Source organism: Hwangdonia lutea, assembly GCF_032814565.1.
Lineage (GTDB): Bacteria > Bacteroidota > Bacteroidia > Flavobacteriales > Flavobacteriaceae > Hwangdonia > Hwangdonia lutea.
Genome location: NZ_CP136521.1, coordinates 3359780 through 3384282, shown reverse-complemented (window position 1 = coordinate 3384282; position 24503 = coordinate 3359780). Strand labels below are relative to the sequence as shown.

The window sequence follows — 24503 nt, the reverse complement described above, 5'->3', positions numbered from 1 at the left end:
AGTTAATTTTGAGATTTCAACCATTGTCTAGGTGTTATTCCTGTTTCTTTTTTGAAGAAGGTGTTAAAAACAGTTTTAGAGTTGAAACCACTTTCATAAGCAATTCCAAGTAAAGTAAGATGTGAATTTGATGGTTTTAGAACTTCATTTTTAAAGTGTTCTAAACGATATTTATTAATGAATTCATTAAAGTTTTGGTTTAAATATTCGTTTAGCAACCATGATAACTTATTGGGGTGCAATTTAATGCTTTCGGCAAGGTTTTTTAAGGTAAGGTTAGGGTTTAAAAAAGGTTTTTTATTTTCTATATAAGTGTTTAAGTCTAATTTATATTTAACAACTTCGGCTTTATCCAAAGGTTTTGATGTATTTTTTTGAATGGTGTTAGATCCTGATTTTTTTAAGGGAACAAAACCTGAAGACAAAACCTTTTTTTCAATGAGCTGAAATTTTTTGTGTTTTCGTAAAGGTTCAAAAAATGGGTCTAACCTAAAATTGACAAGCTGTCCTACTTTCAATTTCATTTTTTCTTTAAAAACTTCAAGCGCTTCATCTGTTTTTCCAGCGTGTATCAAAAAATAAAAATGCCAAGGGTAAATACTTTTGAAACTTTCTTCAATATCAATCTTTACCGAATCAATAGCTATATTGACTTGTTCTTTATTAATTATGCTAAAAAGGATTTCACAAACTTCTGGACTAATAAGCTGTGGCATTGAAGCAATATAATTCCTAAAATTAGATGCGTCATTTAAAAATATAAAACAAGCCAACTTGGTCTCTATAGCCAATAAAAAGTTAGGGTCAATTCTTAAGCATTCGTTTAAAAGGTCTATGGCTTTAACATACTCTTTTTTTAGAAAATAGATATTGCCTTTTGTAAAATAATGGTTAGGCGATAATGGACTAATGTCTATGGCTTTATTAATATTTAACAACGCTTTGTCCAATTGGTTTGTAGCCATGTAGATTTCAGCAATACCTTCGAAAGCTATGGCATAACTTGGGTTTTGATGCAAGGTTTTAATCAAGTATTCAATGCCTTTGTTGTAATTCCATTTATTCCAAAAACATAAAGACGATTTAGAAAAATAACTTAAATAAGAGATGGAATTAATTTTTAAACCTTGTGCTAAATAGCGTTTGGCATTCTCTTCGCCTTCATTTTTTTCTATAACTCCCCAACTTGATAGAATACCATACGACCGACTTAATGCAAAATAGGCATCATAAAAATTCTCATCAATTTTTATACTTTTTTTGTAGTAATCTATAGCCTTAATGTAATCCTCTAAAGCCCAATTGAGCTGATATGCTCTTCCTTTGAGGTATAATTTATAGGCATTAATATCTTTGGTGCCGATAATGGATATCCGTTCTGAAATATGAAGATGACCAAAATTTTCTCGTATCTGCTCTGCAATTATTAAACTTATTTCGTCTTGAAGTACAAATATATCTTCTAACTTTCTGTCAAAATTTTGCGACCACACCTGAAAACCATCATTGGTTCGTATTAATTGAACATTAATACGAATTCTTTTATTGAATATTCTTATACTGCCTTCTAAAACAGTAGAAACACCTAATTGATTGCCAATATGCCGAACGTCTATGTTTTTATTTTTAAAAGCGAAAGAAGAGGTTCTGGCTATAACTTTTAAGCCCTTTACTTTTGTTAAGGCGTTGATTATTTCTTCTGTAATACCGTCGCAAAAATAACCATTATCAATATCATTACTCATATTGACAAAGGGTAATACGGCTATAGACTTTTGGTTAATCAAAGTAGTGCTTTACTTAACAAATGTATAAAAATATGAAAAACACGGATAAGTTATCGCGAATCCACAAAAACGATTAACGTCACCTTAGTGTCTTATTATAAATGAGTTTTTCAATAGAAACATTGAAGAAGCTGCGACAAAAACTTTCGCTTTTAAGTGTAATACTAAATATTCATTATTTTGTGTTTTAATTATGAAATTCTTAAAAGAGAAACTGGAGGTGTTAATTATTTGAAAACTCACATTAAAAAAAGCAAAAAAGCAGTTAAATGTTTGTAGCAAGTTTTTTACTTAAAGATACTAGAACCTAGGATACGTCTTGTAGATATATTCCATAACGTTATTTACAATCCTATCACATTTCGAGTTACCAAACTCAAAAATATTCGTGTAGTCGGTTAAACTTAAAATGGAATTTTGAAGCATTTTCCTAGCCCTATGTAAACGCACTTTAACATTACTATTACTCAAATTTAAGCATTTTGATATATCAGAAATGGCTAACCCTTCAACCTCTTTTAGCATAAATACTATTTTGTACTTTTCCGGAAGCGTATCTATGGCTTTTTCCATAAAACAGGAGGATTCTTTATACATAGCCTTGTGTTCTGGGTTCATAATTGTGCGATCTTCAATTTGTAAAACATAATCGTCTTGTTGCAAAGCAACAGTTTTATATTTGGCCGCCTTTCTCTTTTTCTGTAAGGCCTCATTGATACCTATTCGTATTAACCAAGTAGAAAACATAGCATCATTATTAAATTGATATAATTTTTCAAAAGCCTTAATATAGGTGTCTTGCATAATATCTTCCACATCGGTTTCTATATCAACGTAACTCCTAATTGTTCTGAACAATAACTCATTATAACGGCGTAAAAGTATCTCAAACAATTCTATTTCACCATTAAGTACCTTCTCAATGATTAGAGCTTCATTAAGTTCATTTTTGATTGTGGGGTTGCCTTTCATATCGATATCATTTTTTATTGGATGCAAATTTCTTTTTTAGGTTACAGTATTTGTAACCTTTTTTTAGCAATCGCATCTAAACAACCTAAATCAAACTCGGTGTTTATCAAAATTTAATTCAAACAATTTATTAAACTCATGAAAATTAACGGAAAAGGAATGCTTAAAACTGAAGTTTTACCAAATAATGGTATTCAAGAATTACATCAAAATATAACGCATCAAGAAAAACTAAAAGTCATAGAGTATCATTTTGGTAAAATAATGGAAACGCTAGGTTTAAGTCTCGACAACCCTAGTTTAAAAAATACTCCCAAACGAGTTGCGAAAATGTATATCAATGAAGTTTTTAAAGGGTTGGATGAAAGTAATTTTCCTAAAATTTCTTTTTTCGAAAATGTTAGTGGCTATCGCGAAATGGTGGTGGTTGATAACATTACGGTTCACTCTTATTGCGAACATCATTTTGTTCCTTTTTTCGGAAAAGCAGCTGTGGCTTATATTCCAAAAGATAGAGTAATTGGGTTGTCTAAAATTAATCGCATTGTTCAGTTTTATGCCAGCAAACCTCAAATACAAGAAAAACTTACGGTTGAGATTGGGCAAAAACTAAAAGACCTATTAAAAACAGACGATGTGGCTATTTATATTGAAGCTAATCATTTATGCGTTGCATCGCGCGGCATTAAAGACAAGGAAAGTGTAACTAAAACAACCTTTTTTAGTGGAAAATTTTTAAAAGATAAAGAAAAGGCAAGATTTATTAATTCCATAAGTAAATAGCTTTTTATAAAATGTTTTGTAACCACTAAAGCTTTTTTGCATCAAAAAGTCAAACAAAATTAAATATAACAATATTATGAATACAAAAATTAAAATTACGGCTCTTATAACTTGTGTATTGCTATTATCGATACCCAATATGTTGTGGGGTCAAGAAACGCCAAAATTGAATGATGCAGAAATAGCTTCAGTAGCTGTTGTTGCAAACCAAATAGATATTGATTACGCTAAATTGGCCATTAAGCGATCTAAAAACCAAGAGGTTATTGATTTTGCTAAAAGGATGATGGAAGATCATAACGCCGTTATTAAACAAGCTGTTGCCTTGGTAACAAAGTTAGGCGTAACGCCAAAAGACAATGGTGTAAGTCAGTCTTTATTAAAACAGTCAAAAGAATCTCTTAAAAAGCTTAAAAAGGCTAAGAAAAAAGATTTTGATAAAACCTATATAGATAATGAAGTAGCCTACCATAAAGCAGTTATTGATGCTGTAAACGGCTTATTAATACCTCAAGCTAAAAATGCAGAGTTAAAAAGTTTATTGGAGGCCGTTGTTCCGGCGTTGGAAGTACATTTGGGGCATGCTAAAATGGCACAAAGTAAAATTTCAAAATAATGCGAACACATAAATCTTTAATCTCAAAATATTTACTGGTTTTTGCGGCATTAATTTTATTGATTATGTTTTTTATAGGCTTCAAAACCCCCGAAAACAATGTCGGTTTATCTGAAACGTCCACAACGCATACAGTAACCATATTTAGGATGAAATTTAATCCCGCCCATTTAACCGTAAAAAAAGGAGATACGGTTGTTTGGATTAATAAAGACTTTGTGCCCCATGATGTTACCGAAGAGCTCAATCAAAAATGGACCTCAAAACCTTTTAATAAAGGCGAAAAATGGTCGAAAGTAATCCATGAGGACATCAAGTACTTCTGTAATCTTCACAAGGTCATGAAGGGCACTATTACACTAGCTAAATAATTATAAATCAAATAACTATGAAATTAAATAATATCATTAAAACAATTGGAGTTTTCATTTTATTAATCACTGCAGTGGGTTGTGACAAAGACGATTCTGGTACTATTATCACAATTCCACCTGGTGAAGGTGATTTAAATTTACCGCCATTAGACCCACAATTAGTAGAACAAGGAAAGCAGGTTTTTAGATACGATACCTTTGGTGATGAAACATTTTGGACTGATGTGCTTAAAATGAATCAAGTAATTGAAAGTGCTGTAAGCCCCGTTACTGCATTAAGTGTTGGATTAAAAGTTGATGCTGCTGCTTTACCTGAAGCCGTGGTTACCGCTATTCAAAATGGAGAGGTAGATTTAGAAGACCCTCAAACTACCTTAACACTCTTGCAACTTAATGCTGTTGTTGGTGTTCAAGGGCAAGTTAGCGAAAAAGAAGACGGGAGCTTAAAGCTGGACAGAATGGGGATTACTTGTGCCCTATGCCATTCAACGGTTGATGATTCATTCGCCCCAGGTATAGGAAATCGTTTAGATGGTTGGGCCAACAGGGATTTAAACCCAGGTTTAATTATATCCCTGTCGCCAGCTTTAGATCAAGCTACTAAAGATATTTATGCGTCGTGGGGACCCGGAATTTATGATCCCAGATTTAATAATGATGGTATCAACAACCCTGTGGTTATTCCTCCAGCTTATGGCTTATATGGTTTACCCAAAGCAATTTTTACTGGTGATGGCGATGTAGAACACGAACCCGTTGGACCAGTGGCGTATTGGAATAGGTATGTGGCCGTAACTCAAATGCGAGGTCACGGATACTTTGAAGACCCACGTCTTGGTTTGGTAGTCGATAATAGAGAAGGTGACGACTTAGTAACAGATAAACTGCCCGCATTACAGGCATATCAATTTTCATTATCTGCACCTGAGGCTCCAACTGGTTCGTTTGATTTGGCTGCCGCTGAACGAGGTAAAATACTGTTTTCTGGAAAAGGACAATGCGCAACTTGCCATTCGGGGCCCTTATTTTCCGACGTTATCGAAGGCGGAAAGCTGCATCCCCAAAGCGCTTCTGTGGCAGTTGATAAAGATTATGTTAAGCGCTCTGCCACAAAGCTGTGGCGGGTCACACCATTAAAAGGGATTTGGCAGCACCCTCCGTATTTTCACGATGGTTCTGCAGCAACATTGGCCGATGTGGTGGATAGATATAACGTGGAAAACAATCTTAATTTAAATACTTCTGAAAAAGCTGATCTTACCGAATACCTGAAATCTATTTAAAATAGGCTTCGTAAACCAATAGTAATTTGATGTGTCATGTTGTTTTTTTTGCATCTCTTTTAAAAGCGGAAATCCATAAAGGAACCAATTTAAAAAAAAGAGATGCATTTTTTTAAATAGCCAAAACACTTATTTACTAAAATCAAAGATTTACAAAAGTCTATTCCCTTTTTTTTAATGAAACGCATAAAACATATTTTGTTTTCAACCAGAACCATGACGGTTCTGTTATTGATGTTTGCCATTTCCATGGCTGTGGCAACCTTTATTGAAAATGATTATGACACCGCTACTGCAAAAACATTAATATACAATGCCACTTGGTTTGAAATCCTTATGCTTTGGTTAATCATCTTGTTTACCGCCAATATAAGAACCTATAGACTTACAAGAAAAGATAAGTGGCCAGTACTCATATTTCACTTGGCCTTTGTTTTTATATTTTTAGGAGGTGCAACTACGCGATATTCAGGTTTTGAAGGGCAAATGCCTATTGAAGAAGGGCGAACCACCAACAAAATAATCAGTGACCTTACCTATTTTAAACTAGTTGTCTCCGACGGAAACAAAACACTCCGTTATGACAAGCACCCATATATGATGTCACATTTTAACGCTAAAGATACCAGGTGGCCGTTCAAAAGAACCTTCAAACAAAATTATCGGTTTGGTGACAAAGTGATATCACTTAAAACGCTCGACTACATTCCATTAGCTAAAGATTCTATTCAAAAAACCGAAACCGGAAAAAAAATGCTCAATATCGTTACCATTGGTCAAGGGCAACGAAAAAATAATTATATCCAAAGTGGTGATATTAAAGTAATTGATGGGATGTTGTTCAGTTTTAACAATCCCATTAAAGATGCGGTTCAATTGATAGAAAAAGAAGGAAACCTTACAATTGCCCTTCCCACTAACGGGCAATATTTATCTATGGAAGGGCAACGATTAGGCGCTGTAGTTGATTCAACTTTATTAGCTCAAAACTCTGGATCAATCAAAGCAAACAACTTTAAACCATTAAACAACAGAGCACTTTATACAGTAAACAATACCCGTTTTATTATTCCTAAAAAAGCCTTTAAAGGAAAAAAAGTTTACTACAACGGAGACAAAACCAACCCGAATAATAAAAATCTATTGGATATTATTCAGTTAGAAATCCGATCAGAAAAAGAGACTGACACCATCTTTATTAAAGGAGGTAAAGGTACAACACAACTTGACAAAACCATATGGATTAATGGTTTAAAAGTATCATTAGGGTTTGGGTCTAAAATATTATATACAGACTTTTATTTACGTTGTGATGATTTTTTACTTGACCGTTATCCCGGATCAAACAACCCGTCTTCATACGAGAGCGAAATAACGGTTATAGATGGTGATTATAAAAAACAACACCATATCTATATGAATAATGTTATGGATTATAAAGGGTACCGTTTTTTTCAAGCCAGTTATTTTCCAGATGAAACAGGAACCATCCTTTCGGTAAATGCTGATTGGTGGGGAACAAATATCACCTATATTGGATATTTTCTACTTTTTGCAGGCATGTTTTTAACCTTATTTTGGAAAAACACTTATTTCTGGAAGCTGAACAAATCATTAAAAAAAATGCATAAAAAAAACCAGAACCTGCTTTCATTATTGTTTCTCGTAATCGTTTTGGGTAGCTTTCATCCCAGTAACGCTCAAAATAATAAAGCAAAAATAACAGATACAATAAAGGTTAATCAAACCTTACCTGGTCCAAACGCTCAATTTGCTACACCCAAAGAACTCGGAACAAATAGAATTGTTAACCCTAATCATACAAAGAAATTTGGGCGCCTTTTGGTACAAGATTTTCAAGGTAGAATAAAACCTATGGATACCCACACCCTAGAACTACTTAGAAAACTTTACAAAAAAGATGCTTATCAATATGGTAATGTACTTATAAATTCAAACCAATGGTTTATTTCCATGCAAATAGACCCTGGCTTTTGGGCAGATAAGCCCTTGATAAAAGTGGGCAATAAAGGCGGCCATAAACTTATTAAAGAAACTGGTGCAAATAGTGAAGGCTATACATCATATGCTAATCTTGTTGATGTTAATACGGGAATTTATAAGCTTGAAGAACAAAACAATAAATCTTTTAGTAAACGAAAAGCCGACCAATCCAATTACGATAAAGCCGTAATAGAAATAACCGAACGATTCAACATTTTTAGCAATATAGCGTTTGGGTACTACACAACGGTTATCCCTGTAAAAAATGATCCTTTAAATACTTGGACGAGCTGGATTTATAGTACCAATGAAAAATCTGTTGAGATTGACAATACCGCTTATAAACTTTTAAGCAATTATTTTAATGGCGTTAAAAAAGGCTTAAAAACCCAAAACTGGACAGATGCCGATCAAACTATTGAAGACCTAAAATTATTCCAACAAGAGCTTAGTAAAGACATTATTCCAACACCCCTTAAGGTTAAACTGGAAATTCTTTACAATCATTTAAACCTGTTTTTTTGGCTTATGATTGTTTATAGTTTATTAGGATTTTTTATGATAATTCTTGGTTTTGCAGAGGTGTTTTCGTTAAAAACGAAACGCAATCAAAATATTCGATTTTTAACCAAAATAATGTTGGGATTGATGATTATAGCATTAATTATTCAAACAACAGCTTTAGCGGTGCGTTGGTATCTTTCCGGACATGCCCCATGGAGCAACGGCTATGAAGCCATTATTTTTATTTCGGCAGTAGGTGTACTTGCTGGGTTACTCCTTTACAAAAACCGGAATGCTTTTATTCCTGCTGCTGGTGCCTTAGTGGCTATGATTATGATGGGATTTGCACACGGTGGCTCCATGCTCGACCCGCAGATTACACCCTTAGAGCCTGTTTTAAAATCTTACTGGTTAATGGTTCATGTAGGTATTATTACCTCTAGCTATGGTTTTTTTGGTTTATCGGCGGTATTGAGTTTTATTTCTTTAATTTTATTTAGTTTTAAATCAAATAAAAAAACAAAACACTCTATAAAAGAACTGACTTTAGTTAACGAAATGGCTTTAACCGTTGGTGTTTTTGCATTAACTATTGGTACCTTTTTGGGAGGCATGTGGGCTAACGAAAGTTGGGGGCGTTATTGGAGTTGGGACCCTAAAGAAACCTGGGCCTTTATATCAATTATAATATATGCGGTAGTCCTGCACTTAAGATTGGTTCCGAAGCTTCGAGATAAGCTCACATTTAACATGGTTAGTTTATGGGCCATCTGGTCTATTATATTTACCTATTTTGGAGTTAACTATTACTTATCAGGACTACACTCCTATGCCGCTGGCGACCCTATACCCATACCGATATGGATTTATATTGCAGCTTCTGGTATGTTAATTTTATCATTAGTCGCTTATGTAATGAATAAAACACGTTTAAATACGTAGCTAGACTTGTTGATGATTTTTCTATTATTATTAATGATTTTAAAATTAACAGGAGCTAAAACTTGTAACCCGTTTGAATATAATTTTGATTTACACCAATAGTGATAAGGTGTGCTTTTACATCCTCTTCAAATTTTTTAGGACCACAAACGTAAAAATGTTGTTCTGTGTTTTGGATAAATTTTATTAAATAATCTTTATCAATTTTACCAAAATGGAGGTTTTTTGATTTAGCTCTACTTAAAGTAACAGACAATTTGGAACTGAATAATTTTTTCAATTTTGTATAAAATAAAATATCATCTTTTGTCTTGTTTGCATAAATTAACCTATGCTCTTTCTTCACATCAATGCCTTTATCCAGCATATTTTTAAATATGGGTAAAAAAGGAGTAATTCCAGTTCCCGCAGCAATAAAGGTTCCTCTACCAATATATTCGTAAGAATTCCAAGCTTTAGATAGTTGAACGATATCATTAGGCAATAATTCGGCAATACCTTTTGTTAGCCCATCCGAATTTGGATATATTTTTATAACAAATTCTAAATAATCATCTAGAGGTGCATTGACTAAAGTAAAAGGAGCTACAGATAGCTCGTAACCTGGTTTATCAATACTCAGGTCAACGGCTTGACCTGCCATAAAATTAAATTTAAATGGCTTTGTTACTCTTAACAAAACAACGTCGTGGCTTACAGTTATCACATGAATAACCTTTGCCTTGTGTGGAAAAATAAAACCCATCTTAATAAAGTTTAAAAGTCTTTATTTTTGGATGCAGTTCTACTTAATTAGTTACAAAATATTATATTCTTCATATGGTAATAATCATTTTTTACCTTTAAAATGAAATTTTGTAAAACTAAGAAGCCATAATATTTAATCGGAATAAAGATAATTAAGACTTCTTATAATATCTCAAAAAACAAACAACTTGATATACTTTTATTTATCACTTTGCACACATTTCACTAGTGCAGTTAATAGCTCCAATACTATTTGCTATAAATGACTGGCATCTGCCCTTTCCATTTGTTCCATAGGTTATCGTCCGTAATTAAACCTGCCATAAAGTGCGCTACATTAATACGACTTACTTTACCAGCATTAAAAATAGCACTTCGTGTTGGTGATTGATGAATCTCATAATCGCTAACTTCTTCTTCGTTTTAAGCCATCTGGCCTAACTGCAACCCATTCAATAAAATTATTGTTTTGCCCAACTTGTGTTCTTAAATAATCCGCAGCTTTCTCATTATCTACATGAGGTGGTAACAACAAACGCAGCAAACCAATAACGCATTTTTGTGCAAAAGAAATGGGCTCGTTTAAATCGCGATTTCGATTCCCTGTGGTGTTCATTAACACAAATTTTGTTGGGCTTTGCAGCCCATTAGATTGTATGGCTTCGCATAAGCGTCGTGTAGCATCCGTTACGAGTTTTCGGGGTTGCCCGTAAATACCTTTAAAAGTTAAATTATGACCAAGGCAAGACGCAACGGCGTGACAATCCTTGACTATTTCAGTCATTTCCATATCGCTTAGTGCCAATACACTAGCAGAAATAATTTGGAGATTACCGTGGGTTTTCCATGATTCGGGTAACTTTTCAGGTGTTCTTACAATTACTTTTACTTTATGGTTTTGATCGAGAAGTTGCTCAACTAATTTTCTTCCTGTGGCTCCACTTGCTCCTACTACTAAAATTGTCATACTGATTTTTTTGATTGATTGATATATTTTTAAGACGATGTATAACTGGAATTGTTTCGTTTAAAGCCCCTTTGCATTACGCAATATGTTTACAACACGTGTATGTGTTATCTCTAGCAGATTCCATTGGTAGCCTTCAAAATCGGTGGTATTCATAAATTGAATCACAACAGCATCAATATCTTTATGATATTCTGCTATACATTGGTAACCTGGAGCCAATCCTCCATGATTAAATTCATAAATAGACGCATAGGTTTCCATTTCGCTTTCACTAAGTAACGACCCATCATTTAAAGCTCTTAAAAAGATGCCAACATCTTCAGCGGTAGCTATCATCATACCATTATTCTCGTTTTTAAAATCCTTTTCAATGCCAACATAATAACCGCTCATAACATCGTCTAGATTAACGTTATCAATTGATCCAAAAGTATGCTTCAACCCAAGCGGCCTTAATATTACTTTGTTGAAATAGTCTTGACGACTACCGCCCGTAACTTGCTCTATAATTCTTGAAAGCAGCAAGTAGTTTGTATTGGAATAGCCATAATCTTTGTTTGGCTCAAATTCCGCCGGTAAATCCAATGCATATTCAAGCACGTCTATATTGGTGTTTGGTTGATTGTTCCAAAATTCAGGATTGTCCGTGAAATTAGGAATGCCGCTCCGGTGTTTAACCATCATTCGCAAAGTGATTTTATCAGCATTTTCAATTCTATTTAACAGTTCAGGAAAATAATCGACAAGTGACTCATCTAAAGACAAACGATTTTCACTATCCAATTTGGTAATAGCTACTGCGACATATAACTTGCTTATGCTTGCAATTTTGAACAAAGCTTTAGGGTTGGCGGGTATTTTCTGTTCTTTATTATGATAACCCGCTGCATAAAACGCTGGTGGTTTGCCCGCTTCATCAACATATACAATAACACCATCAAAACCATAGCTCAAGGATTGCTCGACTTGCTCCTGTACTGTATCTGGTAACGGTAATATCCATGCTTTTACCAATATCCAAGGCACAAACCATAAGGATATAAATGTACTAACAAGTAATACGATTCTAAAAATTTGTTTTGCTTTTGAGGTCTTTGGTTTAGCACGTTCCATTAATCCTGATGATTTTGTTTTATAGTACAAATATATTTTAGATTGGAATAAAAATATATTGTGATTTACTGAACTGTTACATATTATGGATGAATTGGTTAACTACACGTGATATATGGTATTTCATTTTAAAACCATTAGCGCTAAAGCTAAAGCATTTCCCTAAAATTATCACGTTAAAATTAAAACTATTTATATTATATTTAATTAGAAGAATATTAAATATATAAGTATGAGCGAAAAAAGGAAACCAACAGACTGTTCCCTTCTTATAAAATGTTTATTTCTAAAATAAGAAAATAGCTGCCAAATTTAATTCTGATGCTCAATTAACTATTTCAACAATCAACACAACATATAAAAGGTACTTCTGTTAATGGTGATGTTCTTAAAATACGGAATTGTCCCAAATTATCGGATAGCGCTTTTTCATTTCTCAATTTATGTCCATTAATGATGTTTGCATAATCTGGTAAGTGTTCGTCCAATAGTTCCGTTGGAAAATTGAGATAATCGAAGAAATTGGTAATATTACCAAATACCTCAACTACAATGATGCTTAAAGGAGAATCTTCAGGCAGTCCATACCTATTTAACAAGATACCAATCTCTTTATTAGTCCAGCTACAGCTTCCTGTTTTAACTTTATCCTTATAAATGGCGAGTTTAGCACCTTTAATTAAAGATGCATTGGTAAATGATGCATTTGCTGGAACGGGAGTAACAAAATCTGGTTGTTTTCTATATGTGTCATACGCCTTTAATAATTTACGTGACGTATCAACATCTGGAGTTACCATTTTTCCTTTAGAACGTCTTTGAACAAGTTTAGAAACTTTACTTCTGGTTGTTTGATCCAAATCTAGTTTATCTACTTGGTTAAACAATTGAAATTGAGCCAGTAAATGGCTAGCTTTCTCCTGTTCTTCTTTCTCGGTTACATGAAATTTATCCGTTTGTTCCATATTTTCAACCAACACAGAAGACAGATTCAAGTCGGTTTTAGCCTTAATTGGGTTTACAAGTTTCATTAATTTTTCATCGAGCAGAATGTTCCTAAATTCTGCACCATCGGCCTGCTCAACTTGGGTGTAAAGAACACAATGTAATTGGGTGCGTGGCGGATCTGCTGTAACATTCTTTCCGTTGAGAACCGTTTTGGCATAAGGCGCATTTACCTTTACCTTAATTTCATCCCTATCTACATTGCAGAGCAACGTTGGAGCTGGATGTTGCATGCCTGTAACTCGTAATGGTCTGCTGAAACGCCCATTAGCAGTACTCCACAAGTTATCTTTTCCTGGTTCAAGATTACTCCAGTGTCCATGACCAATCCTGAATTCGTAGGTAAAAAACCCGAATAATTCGGGGCTTTCAGGGTGTAGCCCCGGTGGCAAAGGCAACAAATAATGAATATCGTCATTATCGCTTGCTTTTTCCATGGCTTGCATCGCACTTAAACCAGCCATATCATCAGTCTGATTAGGGGTGATACTTCTAACATACTCGGGATCTATGGGGAGAATTGGATCTGGAAGAGTTTCGTCCATTATTTCCCGATTATGACTCAACATTTGATCGGGTGCATAACGCAGCAATCTGCAAAACAACGTATCATGCGGGTCTTTTACAGCCTCTTCCAGCTCTACCCATAAATAGCGCTGCCGTGGCTCTGTGGCACTATACTTTTCATTTTTTATATACGGAGAAAAAGCCATTCCTACGCTCACAATTTTTGGAACTTGCGCTGGATTTATAGTTGTTGGCAACGTTAACTTATCCGGTTTGTGCTCTTGGACACTACCATGATTTGCTTTAAAATGCGGCGTAATAGTATAATCTACCTCTAGTTCATCAGGGAAACGTAACTGACCATTGGTTTGCAAAAGTTTCGATTTTGGTTCGATGGCATCTATAAATATTAAGGTGGTATAGTTTCTGTTTACAATCCCAAAATCATTAGCAATCAATGACTCAAAGGACGCGTAGTGTTTAAGTTCAATATCACCTACTTTCAAGGTTTCTATTTCTTCATCATCTTTAAATTTTTTATTTCTAGAGATAGAAAAACTAACATTCTTCAAAGCATCCCAACTCCAATCTCTATTTATACGGTACACGATACAACCTATCCAATGGTTGCATAAGTCGCCTTTTGAACCTAAAGTAATACTACTATGATCTGGGGCTAAATGATGCTGTATTTTATTGCTACATCCAAAAACAACACGCTCTCCTTTTTCTCCAACAAGAGTCATTCCTTTTGAGACGACTCCCAGTTGTTGGGCCAGCCTCTCGACAATATCAGGAATAGTATTTAGGTTTTGAAGGTTATGAAAAATTTTCGTGTTACGCTGTTTAATAATATGTTGTGGATCTGGTTGCAAATAAATCGCTTTTATCGGAGCAATATTTGGTTTTAACAATAACATATCATCTTCAACAATAGATTCCTTATAAAATAGGAATTGCATCGTTTTACCGTAGCGAGAGTCTAAATTAGGATTGGCTGCATTCTCAAATCCAAAATAATTATCTTGATCTTTGCACACACCTCTGAGGGTTACCCTTATTTTTCGAGCTGTTGGTAAAGGCAATTCGTTCATGGCATCAATGGCAATATTATTAATTGTCAAATCATTAAAAGGATCAGCCTCATTACCTAAATTCAATGCATTAACATCTCTAAAAACAATGGGTACGCTAAGTTGCCCATCAAAATCTGCTGGAAAGTTACGATGGGTTTTATACAATGTGATATAATTTTCTCTCCCGCTCTCACTCAATAGGTTATCTAATCGCAAGGTTTCCACTTCTACTTTAATCTCCACTCTATCTACATCCGGATCAGCTATTGCAGGAGTTATGATCTGCTTAGGGATAACATCTGAAGATGTCACGCCGGTTGCTGACTGAATAAGTAAGGCTACGGGATCTAATCCTCTTTCTTGATATTTATTGGTAAAAACTACCGCTGGGTAAGTAAGTAGTGGGCGACCTATTTCTAGCACGGGATTTGCATCAAAGATTGATACATCATCCACTATGGTTTCATTAAAGTAAGTTATTGTTACATTTCTAACACCCTCAGGTTTATTTATCTGGCAAAGTCCCGGAGCGATATATCTTTTAAATAAGCGTTTTGAGGTTGGACTAGCCGCATTATTATGCAACTCGTCTTCCATTCCCGGGCCACCTCCACTAATGTCCATCATTCGCACCCTAAATTCATAGGTGTTTCCGTATAAGAGTTCAGCTTCAACAGGCACCGCATCAAAGGCATTTGTGGCGTTAACGTTTTTTGCAACTCCAACAGGATCTAACTCTTCATTATTGCGGTAAATCAAAATAGAATCTGCATCTTTTAATACGATGCTTTTACCTATCCAGCTGGTAAAATACATGGGCAACCAATAAGCACCATTGGTATCATTATCGGGTTGTGTTGGAAATACTTGGTATGGTAATTCCAACTGATCGTTTACGGAATTCCCCAGACTAACTCCTCCAATTGTGTAAACCTGTTTGCTTTTTACAAGGTTTAAGCTATTCCACTCGAGGGCATTTTCCTTTTTTACATCTACTTTGTATCCATAAACGCCTAAAGGCGCATCAATTCTTTTACCTGGGTCTTCAGGGTTATGTGTTAACTGGCGAATGTACCAGATTAGGATTTGTTCATCATCCCATGCTAACCTGAAACCCAAGTCGTTTACTGGATGAGCGCCATCCTGCTGCTCACTTAATAAATTACTGCTTACAGGCTGCGCTGCATGCACAATTTTAGCAAAACCATCGTTGTACTCATTTAGCTCTGCAAATATTTGATCCCACGGTGCTTTTGGAGGTTCTGGGTCAACTAATGATGATGCCTTACGGAATAATACAGGAAAAAGTAAAGGCGCAAAAACAGGACGCGGTTCATCTATTGTTAATTTTGGAAGTCGTGCAGCATAACGTTTTACAAAAGGGCCATCGGCGTCTTCAAAAAGCCGTTCCTGAATATCGACATAATCTGCATTGACTAGATCAACATAAATATAACTTCCCTTATCGTACCAATCTGAGTGATCTGAAACTGAAATCTCAGTGCTATAGATCATACCACAAGCTTTGGCAAGCATGGGTTGACGGAGAATATGGGCAAATACTTGTCCCCAACTCATATCGTCACTATTCTTCCAATCTGCTTTTTTCTTAGCCGGTTCTCTTATAGCACAATGGTAACTGTCATCGGTTTTTGCATTTTCATGTCGAGGTGTTGTAAAATTGAAAGCATTTCGATAGGTCTTCGGTAAATATTTATTTACGATAATCTCTTGTGTTTCAGCTTTATCTGTTGTATTGTCTAAATTGATTTTTGCTCCAAAATCTGCTGCGATAGCCTGTAATAATGCTTTCTTATTCACAGCCGTAGAAACGTTGATAGGAATTGTTTCTGGAACACTACCCGCGTTAGTTGAATTACTGATAGGCCATTGATCCAGACCTTTTACAATCTTTATTTCAAACTCAGGAATAAGGTCGGCAAAAGATGTTGCTACATTATCGGGAGCAGGTAAACCCGTATTGCTATTAAACGGATCTTGATTCCTCGGAATCAGTACAATATTCAACTTCATTGTATTTCCATCGAATCCCTGCGGAAAGACCATCGTGGTATATCTTCTTTTAGTTTCCATATCTGTTGTTGTAATTAAAATTTGTTATGGCCTTGCTGCTTATGCCACTTGTCTGTCTTCTCCCCATGTTTTTGAAAAACTGATATCAATGATCAGGAATATGCTAATGTCCAACGCAAAAGTTACCTGAGCTGAAGCATTGGTTTCGTTCCCTATTCTTTCAATAATTCCCTTGGCTTCAATCATTATGGTCACTGTAACAATACCTCCTAGTAAATTGGCATTCCCTTTAAATGTCATTAAAGCCGTAATGATTACTTTGTCTATGTCTGCATACATCGTAATACCCATCATGTAAGTTACACTGGCATTTCCTACAACGGGTAGGCTTACAACAATAGAGACTCCAAAGGCGAAGGCCAATTCTAAATTTGGGCCTACTTTGGTATCGGCAGCAATCTTCACACCAACTGAACCTACTGCATAAACGGAGCCTACACCAACAGATACGCACATAACACTTAAACCTCCTTTGAATTGAAGGAATGCGCCAGCGGTGGGCAGCAATTGTGCAGGATCCGTAGTCACTTTTAGGGCCGCATTAAAATATACGCCCAAGGCTAATGAAGCCTCCAATTTTAGTGGTGTTTGTGCACTATTATACAATTCGTCCGTAGGAGGGAAACGCACTAGCGGGATTTCTTTGGTAGCTTCAAATTTATACTCCCAAATTTCGCCGTTATTTCCCATGGCAATTTTCAGCCCTTTTTTCATGGCTTCTCCATAATTGCCTTGACTTAATTGTGCCAATACTTCCAGAATATCAATAACTGGTTGAAGCTCATCGCTGAATTCTATTTCTGGGACAGGCAAGCCATTAGTTCCTGAATTATCACCACCTTCATACCCAGTTTCCTTACCTTTATTGGCATCAAAATTTCCTTTTATGGTCATCAATCGTTTCATATCTCCAAGATCCACCACCATAGCGAGGTTGTTTACCCTACTTTTCCATGTTTCAGCTGCTTCATTAGCAAAGGAATCAACATCAAAATTCAACTTACCATCAACGTGATTTGAGTTTGGTGCAGAAGGTTTATTTTTCGTATTGTATTCAATGTAAATCTTTAAGGCATCGGTATCCACCAAGGGTACTTCAAATTGCGGAATATCAAATTTCAATGCCTTATCTAGAATACCGTTGGCTCCTTTTTGGAGCATTTTCATGCCTTGATCTACAATGGCATCTCCTGCTTTCTCAACTTCAATCTCCATTAATTCCAAGACTTTTGTTTCGCCATCTTTCAATGCGTTAGTAACAAAGGCTTTCACATCGTTCCCAGAACTATCCTTACCGTTTAGCATAGGCATCGCCTTACCAAAATTGTCAATGGCATTACCAATATTTGGAAAAATAGTACTCCCTTCCAACAAACGGTAGGCATCAGCAAAAACAGGAGGCGTTTTACTCAATAATTTTTTAATATTTTTTCCGAATGACGGCGTTAAAAAGAGTGCTTTTTGGGTTGCTGTAGATTGCAAAAACCCGAAATTAATTGTTTGATTTGATGCCTTTTTAAGAATTTCCGTTGGATGAGCAATTCGTAATAATTGACTATTGACTACGGTTGGATTAATAACCTTGTTTTTAATCCATTTTCCTGTACGAATAAGTGGTACTGTAGTGCCCGAAGGTATAGGTGTAACTTCACCTGTTCCCGCCTTATGCTGGACTACCGACCAACTACCAGCCTTTGGTAAAACCACCGTTCCGCGTGCAGCTACTACAAAAACAGGCTCTCCGTTTTTATCATTTGCATTATTTACATCAAAGCGGTCAATACGCATTTGCTGGTCGCTTTTATTCACATTGATAACGCAATCTAAGTCTCCACCTATACTACCTTGTTGAAGATTTAATAGTGATTTCAATTGTTCTGATGTTAATGGTTTTCCTGCAGGGGCAACCTGTACATAGCCTAAAATTTTCTTGGATACTACCTTTTTGTTAACATGACCCTGTATCGGGTTTTCAATTTCAACATCGGCATCAAAATAAACGCCACCGCATTTTACGGGTTCCGATTTTGTTGCTCCTGAATGCGTGATTTCAACTCCTTTTATACCATCAACATAAGTTTCTCCATTTATGAAAGTGTTTGTAGATGTAAATTCCTTAACAGCTGGTGCGTCCTTAATATTTCTAATATTAAATAACCCTTTAATTGTCCCGGGATGAAATTCAAACGGTGCGTTTACGGTTTTAAAATCCGCATCTGTAAGGTTGGGGTCCATAGGGTCTTTTCCCATTTTCAAATAGCGGTAAGAAAAATCGAATAAACCATCCGATTCAGCTTTCCAACCACTATCTGTTCTGTAGATACGACCAGTAGAAGTTCGGAAAACAGTAATGGTTCGTACCACTCGAATACCCCAAGGATATAAAATACTTTTCACTTGAATGACTTCGTGCGCTGTGCGCCCCATCATCACATCAAATTTTGCTTGACTGGTTTGAGCCATCGCAGCAGTAGGGCTTACCCAATCGCTAAAAATATTAGCGCCATAACCCGTAACATCCATACGGGAAACAGGAACACCTCTGGAATCTTTTAATTTATTGGATTTACTCAAGACACCAACCAAAAATTCATTGTTAAAAATTTCTGTTACTCGATGCCCAAGATTACTTGCTCCCGATTTTGCTCCCAAAGGATCCAGTAAGTTATTTAATTGAATGGTATACCCTGGAAACATAGGACTATCTTCTTCTTCAGGAGTAGGTACAGGTTTACCGAAATCCCCAGCAGTTAGACTTAATTGGATACCACCACGGTATTTATTAGTACCGTCAGCATTTTTTCGAAATTCTGGCCGGAGGTTGGTAATATTCGGTTTGACCGGTTCAATAAAATTTTTGGAAATATAACTGATTGCCTTTAATCCAAAAGGAAGTGTAAAGGCCGAAACGGTATAATTCTTAGGATTGTCCTGAAAATCATCAACTATCGAATCGACGACGGGAATTGGTGCAAGACCTACCAATTCCTGATTGTTGTTCCATATACGGGTTGGACCGCCATCATCTTCATAAAACAAAGGACCAGCTTCTGGGTCCATAGGAAGCTTGATAGAGGCTGGTGGGTCTGATTTGTCGGGAGGCGTCAAATTAATTACAGGTTCCCAAGCAATTTGTGGCAACATAAATGATCGCGCCATTTTACCTTTAACTTTAACTTGCATCCCTTCAACAATAAAAGGCCAGCTATTTTGAACCACCAACGAATTTTCTTCTGTTCCTGCTGTCACTCTACCTGTTTTAACAATAATCATATCACCACTAACACTAACTCCTAATTGGTTGGCATTACTACTAATATCTAATAAGGCAAATGGTTCTGCAGAAAGCCTGCTTCCTACAACCCCATCCCAAACGTTTTCAAGATTATGCTTTCGTATTTCTTTAAAAAGGGTTTTCTCGTCATAATTGGTTGCCAAAGTGGGTTGGTCTGTTTGAACATTAAAATCTAAATCTGGTTGGATTTCTAAATTTTCTAGCAGATTATTATTCGTTTTTGCTAATTCTTCTATATAAGATTTATTCACCTTTACGGCACTCATAATCTGCCCGGTGGCGTGTAAGGTTTTTGTGGCGTTATCTTTAAGTGATTTTAATCGCTCTTTGGTAAGCGCTATTCTATCGGCAGGTTGTTTTTTATGAAGAAGAGGTTTTAATCTTGCTTTTCTATTACGCAAAATTCTTGATATATTTTTGGCGCCAATAGCATGCGTATCTGCTACCTTAATTGTATCTGAACTTGCAATCTTATCAGCAGTATGAGAAACCGTGGGAGTATCGCTTAAATCAGTCACTGATGGTGTTGCAAAAGAACCAAAATAAAATCCAGTTGAGACCTCATCTATGCGCTCCTCAACTGGTCTATGCTTTACAGCGCAAATAAGCATATTAAGACTGTACTTGCGAGAGTTGTTAAATGTACCTTGACTTCTAAATAACCGTTCCCAAGATTTTAATTTCCCAACATAAGGGTCTGGTAAAGTTGGTAAATAACTGTAAAGTCCGAACGCCAGAAAAAGATTGCCTTTCGTCAATTTTAAACAATCCGTATCGACTTCTCCAAAAAGAAGACAGGTATTCACTTGAGAAACTGTAAAAAGAGCATTTTCTAAAGCAATAGCGACTGGTTTTGGAAGTTTTTTCTTTTTTGTTTTAGATAAATTATCGGCAATAACATTACCGTCATATAAATAAATTAGCCGTCGTTCATCCGAAGCAGCAAGCATAAAGGCGGAAGATTTAGTACGAACCTCAAAAGGTTCGCCGTTTACTTTTATGGGCCTATCAACATTAAAGTCAGAATCACATTGCGTTGTTATGTACTCTTGACTTTCGGTACCAGAAATATATAAAAGTATGGGCGTATTCTTTAAAAATTTAAGATCGGTTGAAGAACTATAGGGGTTTTTACCGTCTTGCCATAAATCATAATGTTGCGATGTGCCCGAACCATCTGCGGCGTAATCTGATATGGAAAGGCTTCCCGGAGCACCAATAATTAGAGGTTGCACGAGGCGCACATCATCATTGTCGAGATTTGGCCATGATGCTCTCAAACCTTTATCACAATGCAGTATAATACCACCGTTTCCTTTCGCATTTAGCGGATGATTCACATCAATTTGAGCGGTAGGCAAAAACCAATAGCTCTGTATAATTGGTGCATTACCTGAAATGTTTATGAAATTGCCACTATTAGTAGAGACTTGAAATTCGGATTTGTTTTGTTGCAAAGGAAATGCCAGTACATTTAATATTGAATTGTATGATATAGCTGGATTGGGTACGGAATTGTATGTGAATTTTAAGGATTGTCCATACATTTTTGAAAATGACTCACCTATTGATAAGGATTTAATCTTTTTTGTTGTTCCGTTCCAATGAAATTTGAATACTTCAGGTAATTTAAATTCACAGTCTCTAGAATCTATTCCATATTGTGATGTTTCCGATGAAGTGATACTGGCATCTCCTTTCATCAATAAAGATATTTCAATGTTTGTATTCGGTTTTAAGGTAATTTTCTTATTAACAAAAGCTGGTGCTTTACTCAATTTAATACTACCAGATTTCACCTTTAATCCAACAAAAAGAGTCTCTGGTGCATTTAATGCAAGAAGTTTTGCCTTTATCCAAACTGTGCCTGCGGCGATGGCATATTCATTAATCGGTCTAATTGGACGGATTCTATTCCTACGATTTCTCTGAATTTTAGGTTTGAACAATAGCACAGGAACTCCACCCATATATAAGGTGGTTAACTTAATGGTTTTATAAACATCTACCCATGCATAGCGTCCTTCAGAATTGATAAATGGCCCCATGGTTTCGAAAGTTTGCGCACCATTAGCCCAATCTGGAATACTTCCTGAAACCTGAGAAGTCCTCGCAGGTATGGTTCGTATAAATGTGCGAAAACCATCATCCTTGGATGTTTTAACTGTATCTTTAGCAACTTTTTGTATAATCTTCAATCGGTCACTATTAATGTTTTCTTTGCTATAAAAATTAGAGTTTGCAAATAATTGTTCACTGCCTACATCCTCATTTTGAAGTAATGAATTAGCAATTCTTTTTTGTGCCTTTTGAAGTTCCTTTTCTTGCGAATCAGTAGTGGGTTTTAAATGGCCTGTGATACTTTCAAGGAGCGAAGTTAATTGAAGGTGATTCATAATTCATTGTCTTTAATGAGGATCCTATTATTAAGTGCCTATTAAAAAGTGGGAATTATAAAATAAAAAGTAATGACTAGAAAACTTTTAAGGAAACCCAAAAACGCCACTAGTAAATCGTAAATTACCAAAAAGGGAGAGATAATTTATAAATTTATATCAAATTCTAAGTTTTTCCTAATTTTTTAACAAAAATGTTGATTAATTATTTATGGAATGTAATTTATTTCTAAAGATTTATTCAATAAGTAGATTAAGTTAAAAACTGAAAAGTATATTTACTTCCCGATACAGAAATTAGCAAAAATATTCCCCAATAAATCATCACTGGTAATCTCGCCTGTAATTTCCCCAAAGTGGTATAAAGCTTGACGGATATCGATAGCCAAAAGGTCGCCAGATAAACCGGTTTCTAAACCAAATCTAACTTTTTCAACCTCTTCCAACGCTTTTAATAACGAATCGTAATGCCTTGTGTTTGTGATTATTGTGTCACTATTCCTTAAAGCGCCGGTATTAACAAATTCCAGTAGTTTTTCTTTTAGGGCATCGACGCCTTCACCTGTTTTCGCCGATAATTTTAAAACAGGCGTTTTCTCGAAATCTTCTGAAATAGTCGTAATTACCTCCGTGTCATTTTTACTGATTTCATCAACCTTATTCAAAATAACAAGCAATGGTTTTTGTGGATATTTATTTTTTATTTTTTCTATTTCTACTTTAAACTTTGAGCTTTCCGTTTTAAAGGCTTTAGCATCCAACAACAGAATAACAACTTGGGCTTGCTCAATTTTTTCAAACGTCTTTTTAATACCAATACTTTCAACAACATCCTTTGTTTCTCGGATTCCGGCGGTATCTATAAACCTAAAACCAATCCCACCTATCGAAATTTCATCTTCAATAGTATCGCGTGTCGTACCAGCGATATCTGAAACAATGGCGCGTTCTTCATTTAAAAGGGCATTTAAAAGTGTGGATTTCCCCACATTGGGCTCGCCAACAATAGCCACGGGAATTCCGTTTTTAATCACATTGCCAACCGCAAACGAATCTATTAAACGTTTTAAAACCAAAGTAATTCGCGCCACCAAATCCTTAAATTGTGTGCGGTCGGCAAATTCGACATCTTCCTCAGCAAAATCGAGTTCCAATTCTATTAACGATGCGAAATTTAAAAGTTCTTCCCGCAGTTTTGCAATTTCAGATGAAAACCCACCACGCATTTGCTGCATCGCTATTTGATGACTTGCTTCGTTATCGCTTGAAATTAAATCGGCAACAGCTTCAGCCTGACTTAAATCCAATTTTCCATTTAAAAAGGCGCGCAGTGTAAACTCACCTGCGGTTGCCATTCTACAGCCCTGTCTTAAAAAAAGTTGGATAATTTCCTGCTGTATATAATTAGACCCATGGCACGAAATCTCGATAACATCTTCACCTGTATAAGAATTTGGATTCTTAAAAATGGACAACAATACTTCATCAATGGTTCTGTCACCGTCAATAATATGCCCTAAATGTATGGTGTGCGTTGCTTGTTTACTTAATATTTTACCAGAAACCGATTTGAACTGTTTCTCCGCAATTCGAATAGCATCGCTCCCAGAAAGTCGAATAACGGCAATGGCCCCTGCCCCAGAAGGTGTTGCCAATGCCACTATGGTATCTTGATTTATCATGATGCAAAAATAGTAAAATGCTTTGCCATTTTTGATAAAGCCGCTGTAATATAATTAGCTGTAAAACCCTTAATTAAAATGACAAAAAACAAATATTTGACGTTTTCACGAAAACCATTTCGTACAACCAATCGTAATTTAGGATTTTATGGGTAAAAAAATAGCGACAAAAACTTGTATTTAACTGAACAAAAGCAACTTAAAATGAAAACTTTAAGATTATTGCTACGGATTTAATCAAAACATTGCGTTCTCCATAAAAATAATTATATCCTTAAATATATTATGTATGCATAGTATATTTGCAAATCTATTTTTTTGCAAATGTGACTTTTTAAATTCTTAAGTGTCAT

The 24503-nt window shown here is 35.5% G+C and carries 13 protein-coding genes; 5 read left to right on the top strand and 8 right to left on the bottom strand.

Features of this window, described 5'->3' with window-relative positions; genetic code table 11:
* Nucleotides 1–2: 2 nt before the first annotated feature.
* Nucleotides 3–1787, bottom strand: a complete 1785-nt coding sequence (locus RNZ46_RS14555; RefSeq protein ID WP_491546686.1) for a helix-turn-helix domain-containing protein — start codon at nucleotides 1785–1787, stop codon at nucleotides 3–5.
* A gap of 300 nt (nucleotides 1788–2087) precedes the next feature.
* A complete protein-coding gene (locus tag RNZ46_RS14550; protein WP_316982896.1) occupies nucleotides 2088–2786 on the bottom strand; it encodes an RNA polymerase sigma factor in 699 nt (232 codons plus the stop codon).
* Nucleotides 2787–2897: 111 nt separating this feature from the next.
* Here RNZ46_RS14550 and folE point away from each other — a divergent pair, with 111 nt between their 5' ends.
* The 5 genes from folE to RNZ46_RS14525 all read left to right on the top strand — a co-directional run bounded on the left by folE (nucleotide 2898) and on the right by RNZ46_RS14525 (nucleotide 9265).
* Nucleotides 2898–3542 (top strand): GTP cyclohydrolase I FolE, encoded by a 645-nt coding sequence (folE, locus tag RNZ46_RS14545; RefSeq protein ID WP_316982895.1) that lies wholly within the window; start codon nucleotides 2898–2900, stop codon nucleotides 3540–3542.
* Between the two features lie 76 nt (nucleotides 3543–3618).
* Nucleotides 3619–4158 (top strand): DUF4142 domain-containing protein, encoded by a 540-nt coding sequence (locus RNZ46_RS14540; RefSeq protein ID WP_316982894.1) that lies wholly within the window; start codon nucleotides 3619–3621, stop codon nucleotides 4156–4158.
* On the top strand, nucleotides 4158–4529 hold the full coding sequence (locus RNZ46_RS14535) for a plastocyanin/azurin family copper-binding protein (RefSeq protein WP_316982893.1): 372 nt from the start codon (nucleotides 4158–4160) through the stop codon (nucleotides 4527–4529). Before RNZ46_RS14540 ends, RNZ46_RS14535 begins: the two co-directional genes overlap by 1 nt.
* A gap of 17 nt (nucleotides 4530–4546) precedes the next feature.
* Nucleotides 4547–5815: a hypothetical protein gene (locus RNZ46_RS14530; RefSeq protein ID WP_316982892.1), complete on the top strand. Its 1269-nt coding sequence runs from the start codon at nucleotides 4547–4549 to the stop codon at nucleotides 5813–5815.
* Between the two features lie 177 nt (nucleotides 5816–5992).
* Nucleotides 5993–9265: a cytochrome c biogenesis protein gene (locus RNZ46_RS14525; protein WP_316982891.1), complete on the top strand. Its 3273-nt coding sequence runs from the start codon at nucleotides 5993–5995 to the stop codon at nucleotides 9263–9265.
* A gap of 55 nt (nucleotides 9266–9320) precedes the next feature.
* Here the strand turns inward: RNZ46_RS14525 and RNZ46_RS14520 are convergent, their stop codons facing one another.
* The 6 genes from RNZ46_RS14520 to mnmE all read right to left on the bottom strand — a co-directional run bounded on the left by RNZ46_RS14520 (nucleotide 9321) and on the right by mnmE (nucleotide 24150).
* Nucleotides 9321–10010, bottom strand: coding sequence for a ferredoxin reductase domain-containing protein (locus RNZ46_RS14520; protein WP_316982890.1), 690 nt, complete (start codon nucleotides 10008–10010; stop codon nucleotides 9321–9323).
* Nucleotides 10011–10418: 408 nt separating this feature from the next.
* Entirely contained in the window at nucleotides 10419–10979 is a 561-nt protein-coding gene (locus tag RNZ46_RS14515; protein ID WP_316982889.1) for an NAD(P)-dependent oxidoreductase, read from the bottom strand.
* 60 nt (nucleotides 10980–11039) lie between these two features.
* Nucleotides 11040–12095: a serine hydrolase domain-containing protein gene (locus RNZ46_RS14510; RefSeq protein ID WP_316982888.1), complete on the bottom strand. Its 1056-nt coding sequence runs from the start codon at nucleotides 12093–12095 to the stop codon at nucleotides 11040–11042.
* A 338-nt stretch (nucleotides 12096–12433) separates the two neighbouring features.
* The gene (locus RNZ46_RS14505; protein WP_316982887.1) at nucleotides 12434–16777 is read right to left on the bottom strand and encodes a hypothetical protein; all 4344 of its coding nucleotides are present in this window, start codon (nucleotides 16775–16777) and stop codon (nucleotides 12434–12436) included.
* A 39-nt stretch (nucleotides 16778–16816) separates the two neighbouring features.
* Nucleotides 16817–22468: a hypothetical protein gene (locus RNZ46_RS14500; protein WP_316982886.1), complete on the bottom strand. Its 5652-nt coding sequence runs from the start codon at nucleotides 22466–22468 to the stop codon at nucleotides 16817–16819.
* Nucleotides 22469–22746: 278 nt separating this feature from the next.
* A complete protein-coding gene (mnmE, locus tag RNZ46_RS14495; protein ID WP_316982885.1) occupies nucleotides 22747–24150 on the bottom strand; it encodes a tRNA uridine-5-carboxymethylaminomethyl(34) synthesis GTPase MnmE in 1404 nt (467 codons plus the stop codon).
* Nucleotides 24151–24503 lie beyond the last annotated feature (353 nt).

Bases quoted from the DNA above. Each gene is read 5' to 3' on its own strand.
- RNZ46_RS14535 (WP_316982893.1), top strand. From the start codon at position 4,158: ATGCGAACACATAAATCTTTAATCTCAAAATATTTACTGGTTTTTGCG.
- RNZ46_RS14515 (WP_316982889.1), bottom strand. From the start codon at position 10,979: ATGACAATTTTAGTAGTAGGAGCAAGTGGAGCCACAGGAAGAAAATTA.
- RNZ46_RS14510 (WP_316982888.1), bottom strand. From the start codon at position 12,095: ATGGAACGTGCTAAACCAAAGACCTCAAAAGCAAAACAAATTTTTAGA.
- RNZ46_RS14500 (WP_316982886.1), bottom strand. From the start codon at position 22,468: ATGAATCACCTTCAATTAACTTCGCTCCTTGAAAGTATCACAGGCCAT.
- RNZ46_RS14540 (WP_316982894.1), top strand. From the start codon at position 3,619: ATGAATACAAAAATTAAAATTACGGCTCTTATAACTTGTGTATTGCTA.
- RNZ46_RS14530 (WP_316982892.1), top strand. From the start codon at position 4,547: ATGAAATTAAATAATATCATTAAAACAATTGGAGTTTTCATTTTATTA.
- RNZ46_RS14525 (WP_316982891.1), top strand. From the start codon at position 5,993: ATGAAACGCATAAAACATATTTTGTTTTCAACCAGAACCATGACGGTT.
- RNZ46_RS14505 (WP_316982887.1), bottom strand. From the start codon at position 16,777: ATGGAAACTAAAAGAAGATATACCACGATGGTCTTTCCGCAGGGATTC.
- mnmE (WP_316982885.1), bottom strand. From the start codon at position 24,150: ATGATAAATCAAGATACCATAGTGGCATTGGCAACACCTTCTGGGGCA.
- RNZ46_RS14520 (WP_316982890.1), bottom strand. From the start codon at position 10,010: ATGGGTTTTATTTTTCCACACAAGGCAAAGGTTATTCATGTGATAACT.
- folE (WP_316982895.1), top strand. From the start codon at position 2,898: ATGAAAATTAACGGAAAAGGAATGCTTAAAACTGAAGTTTTACCAAAT.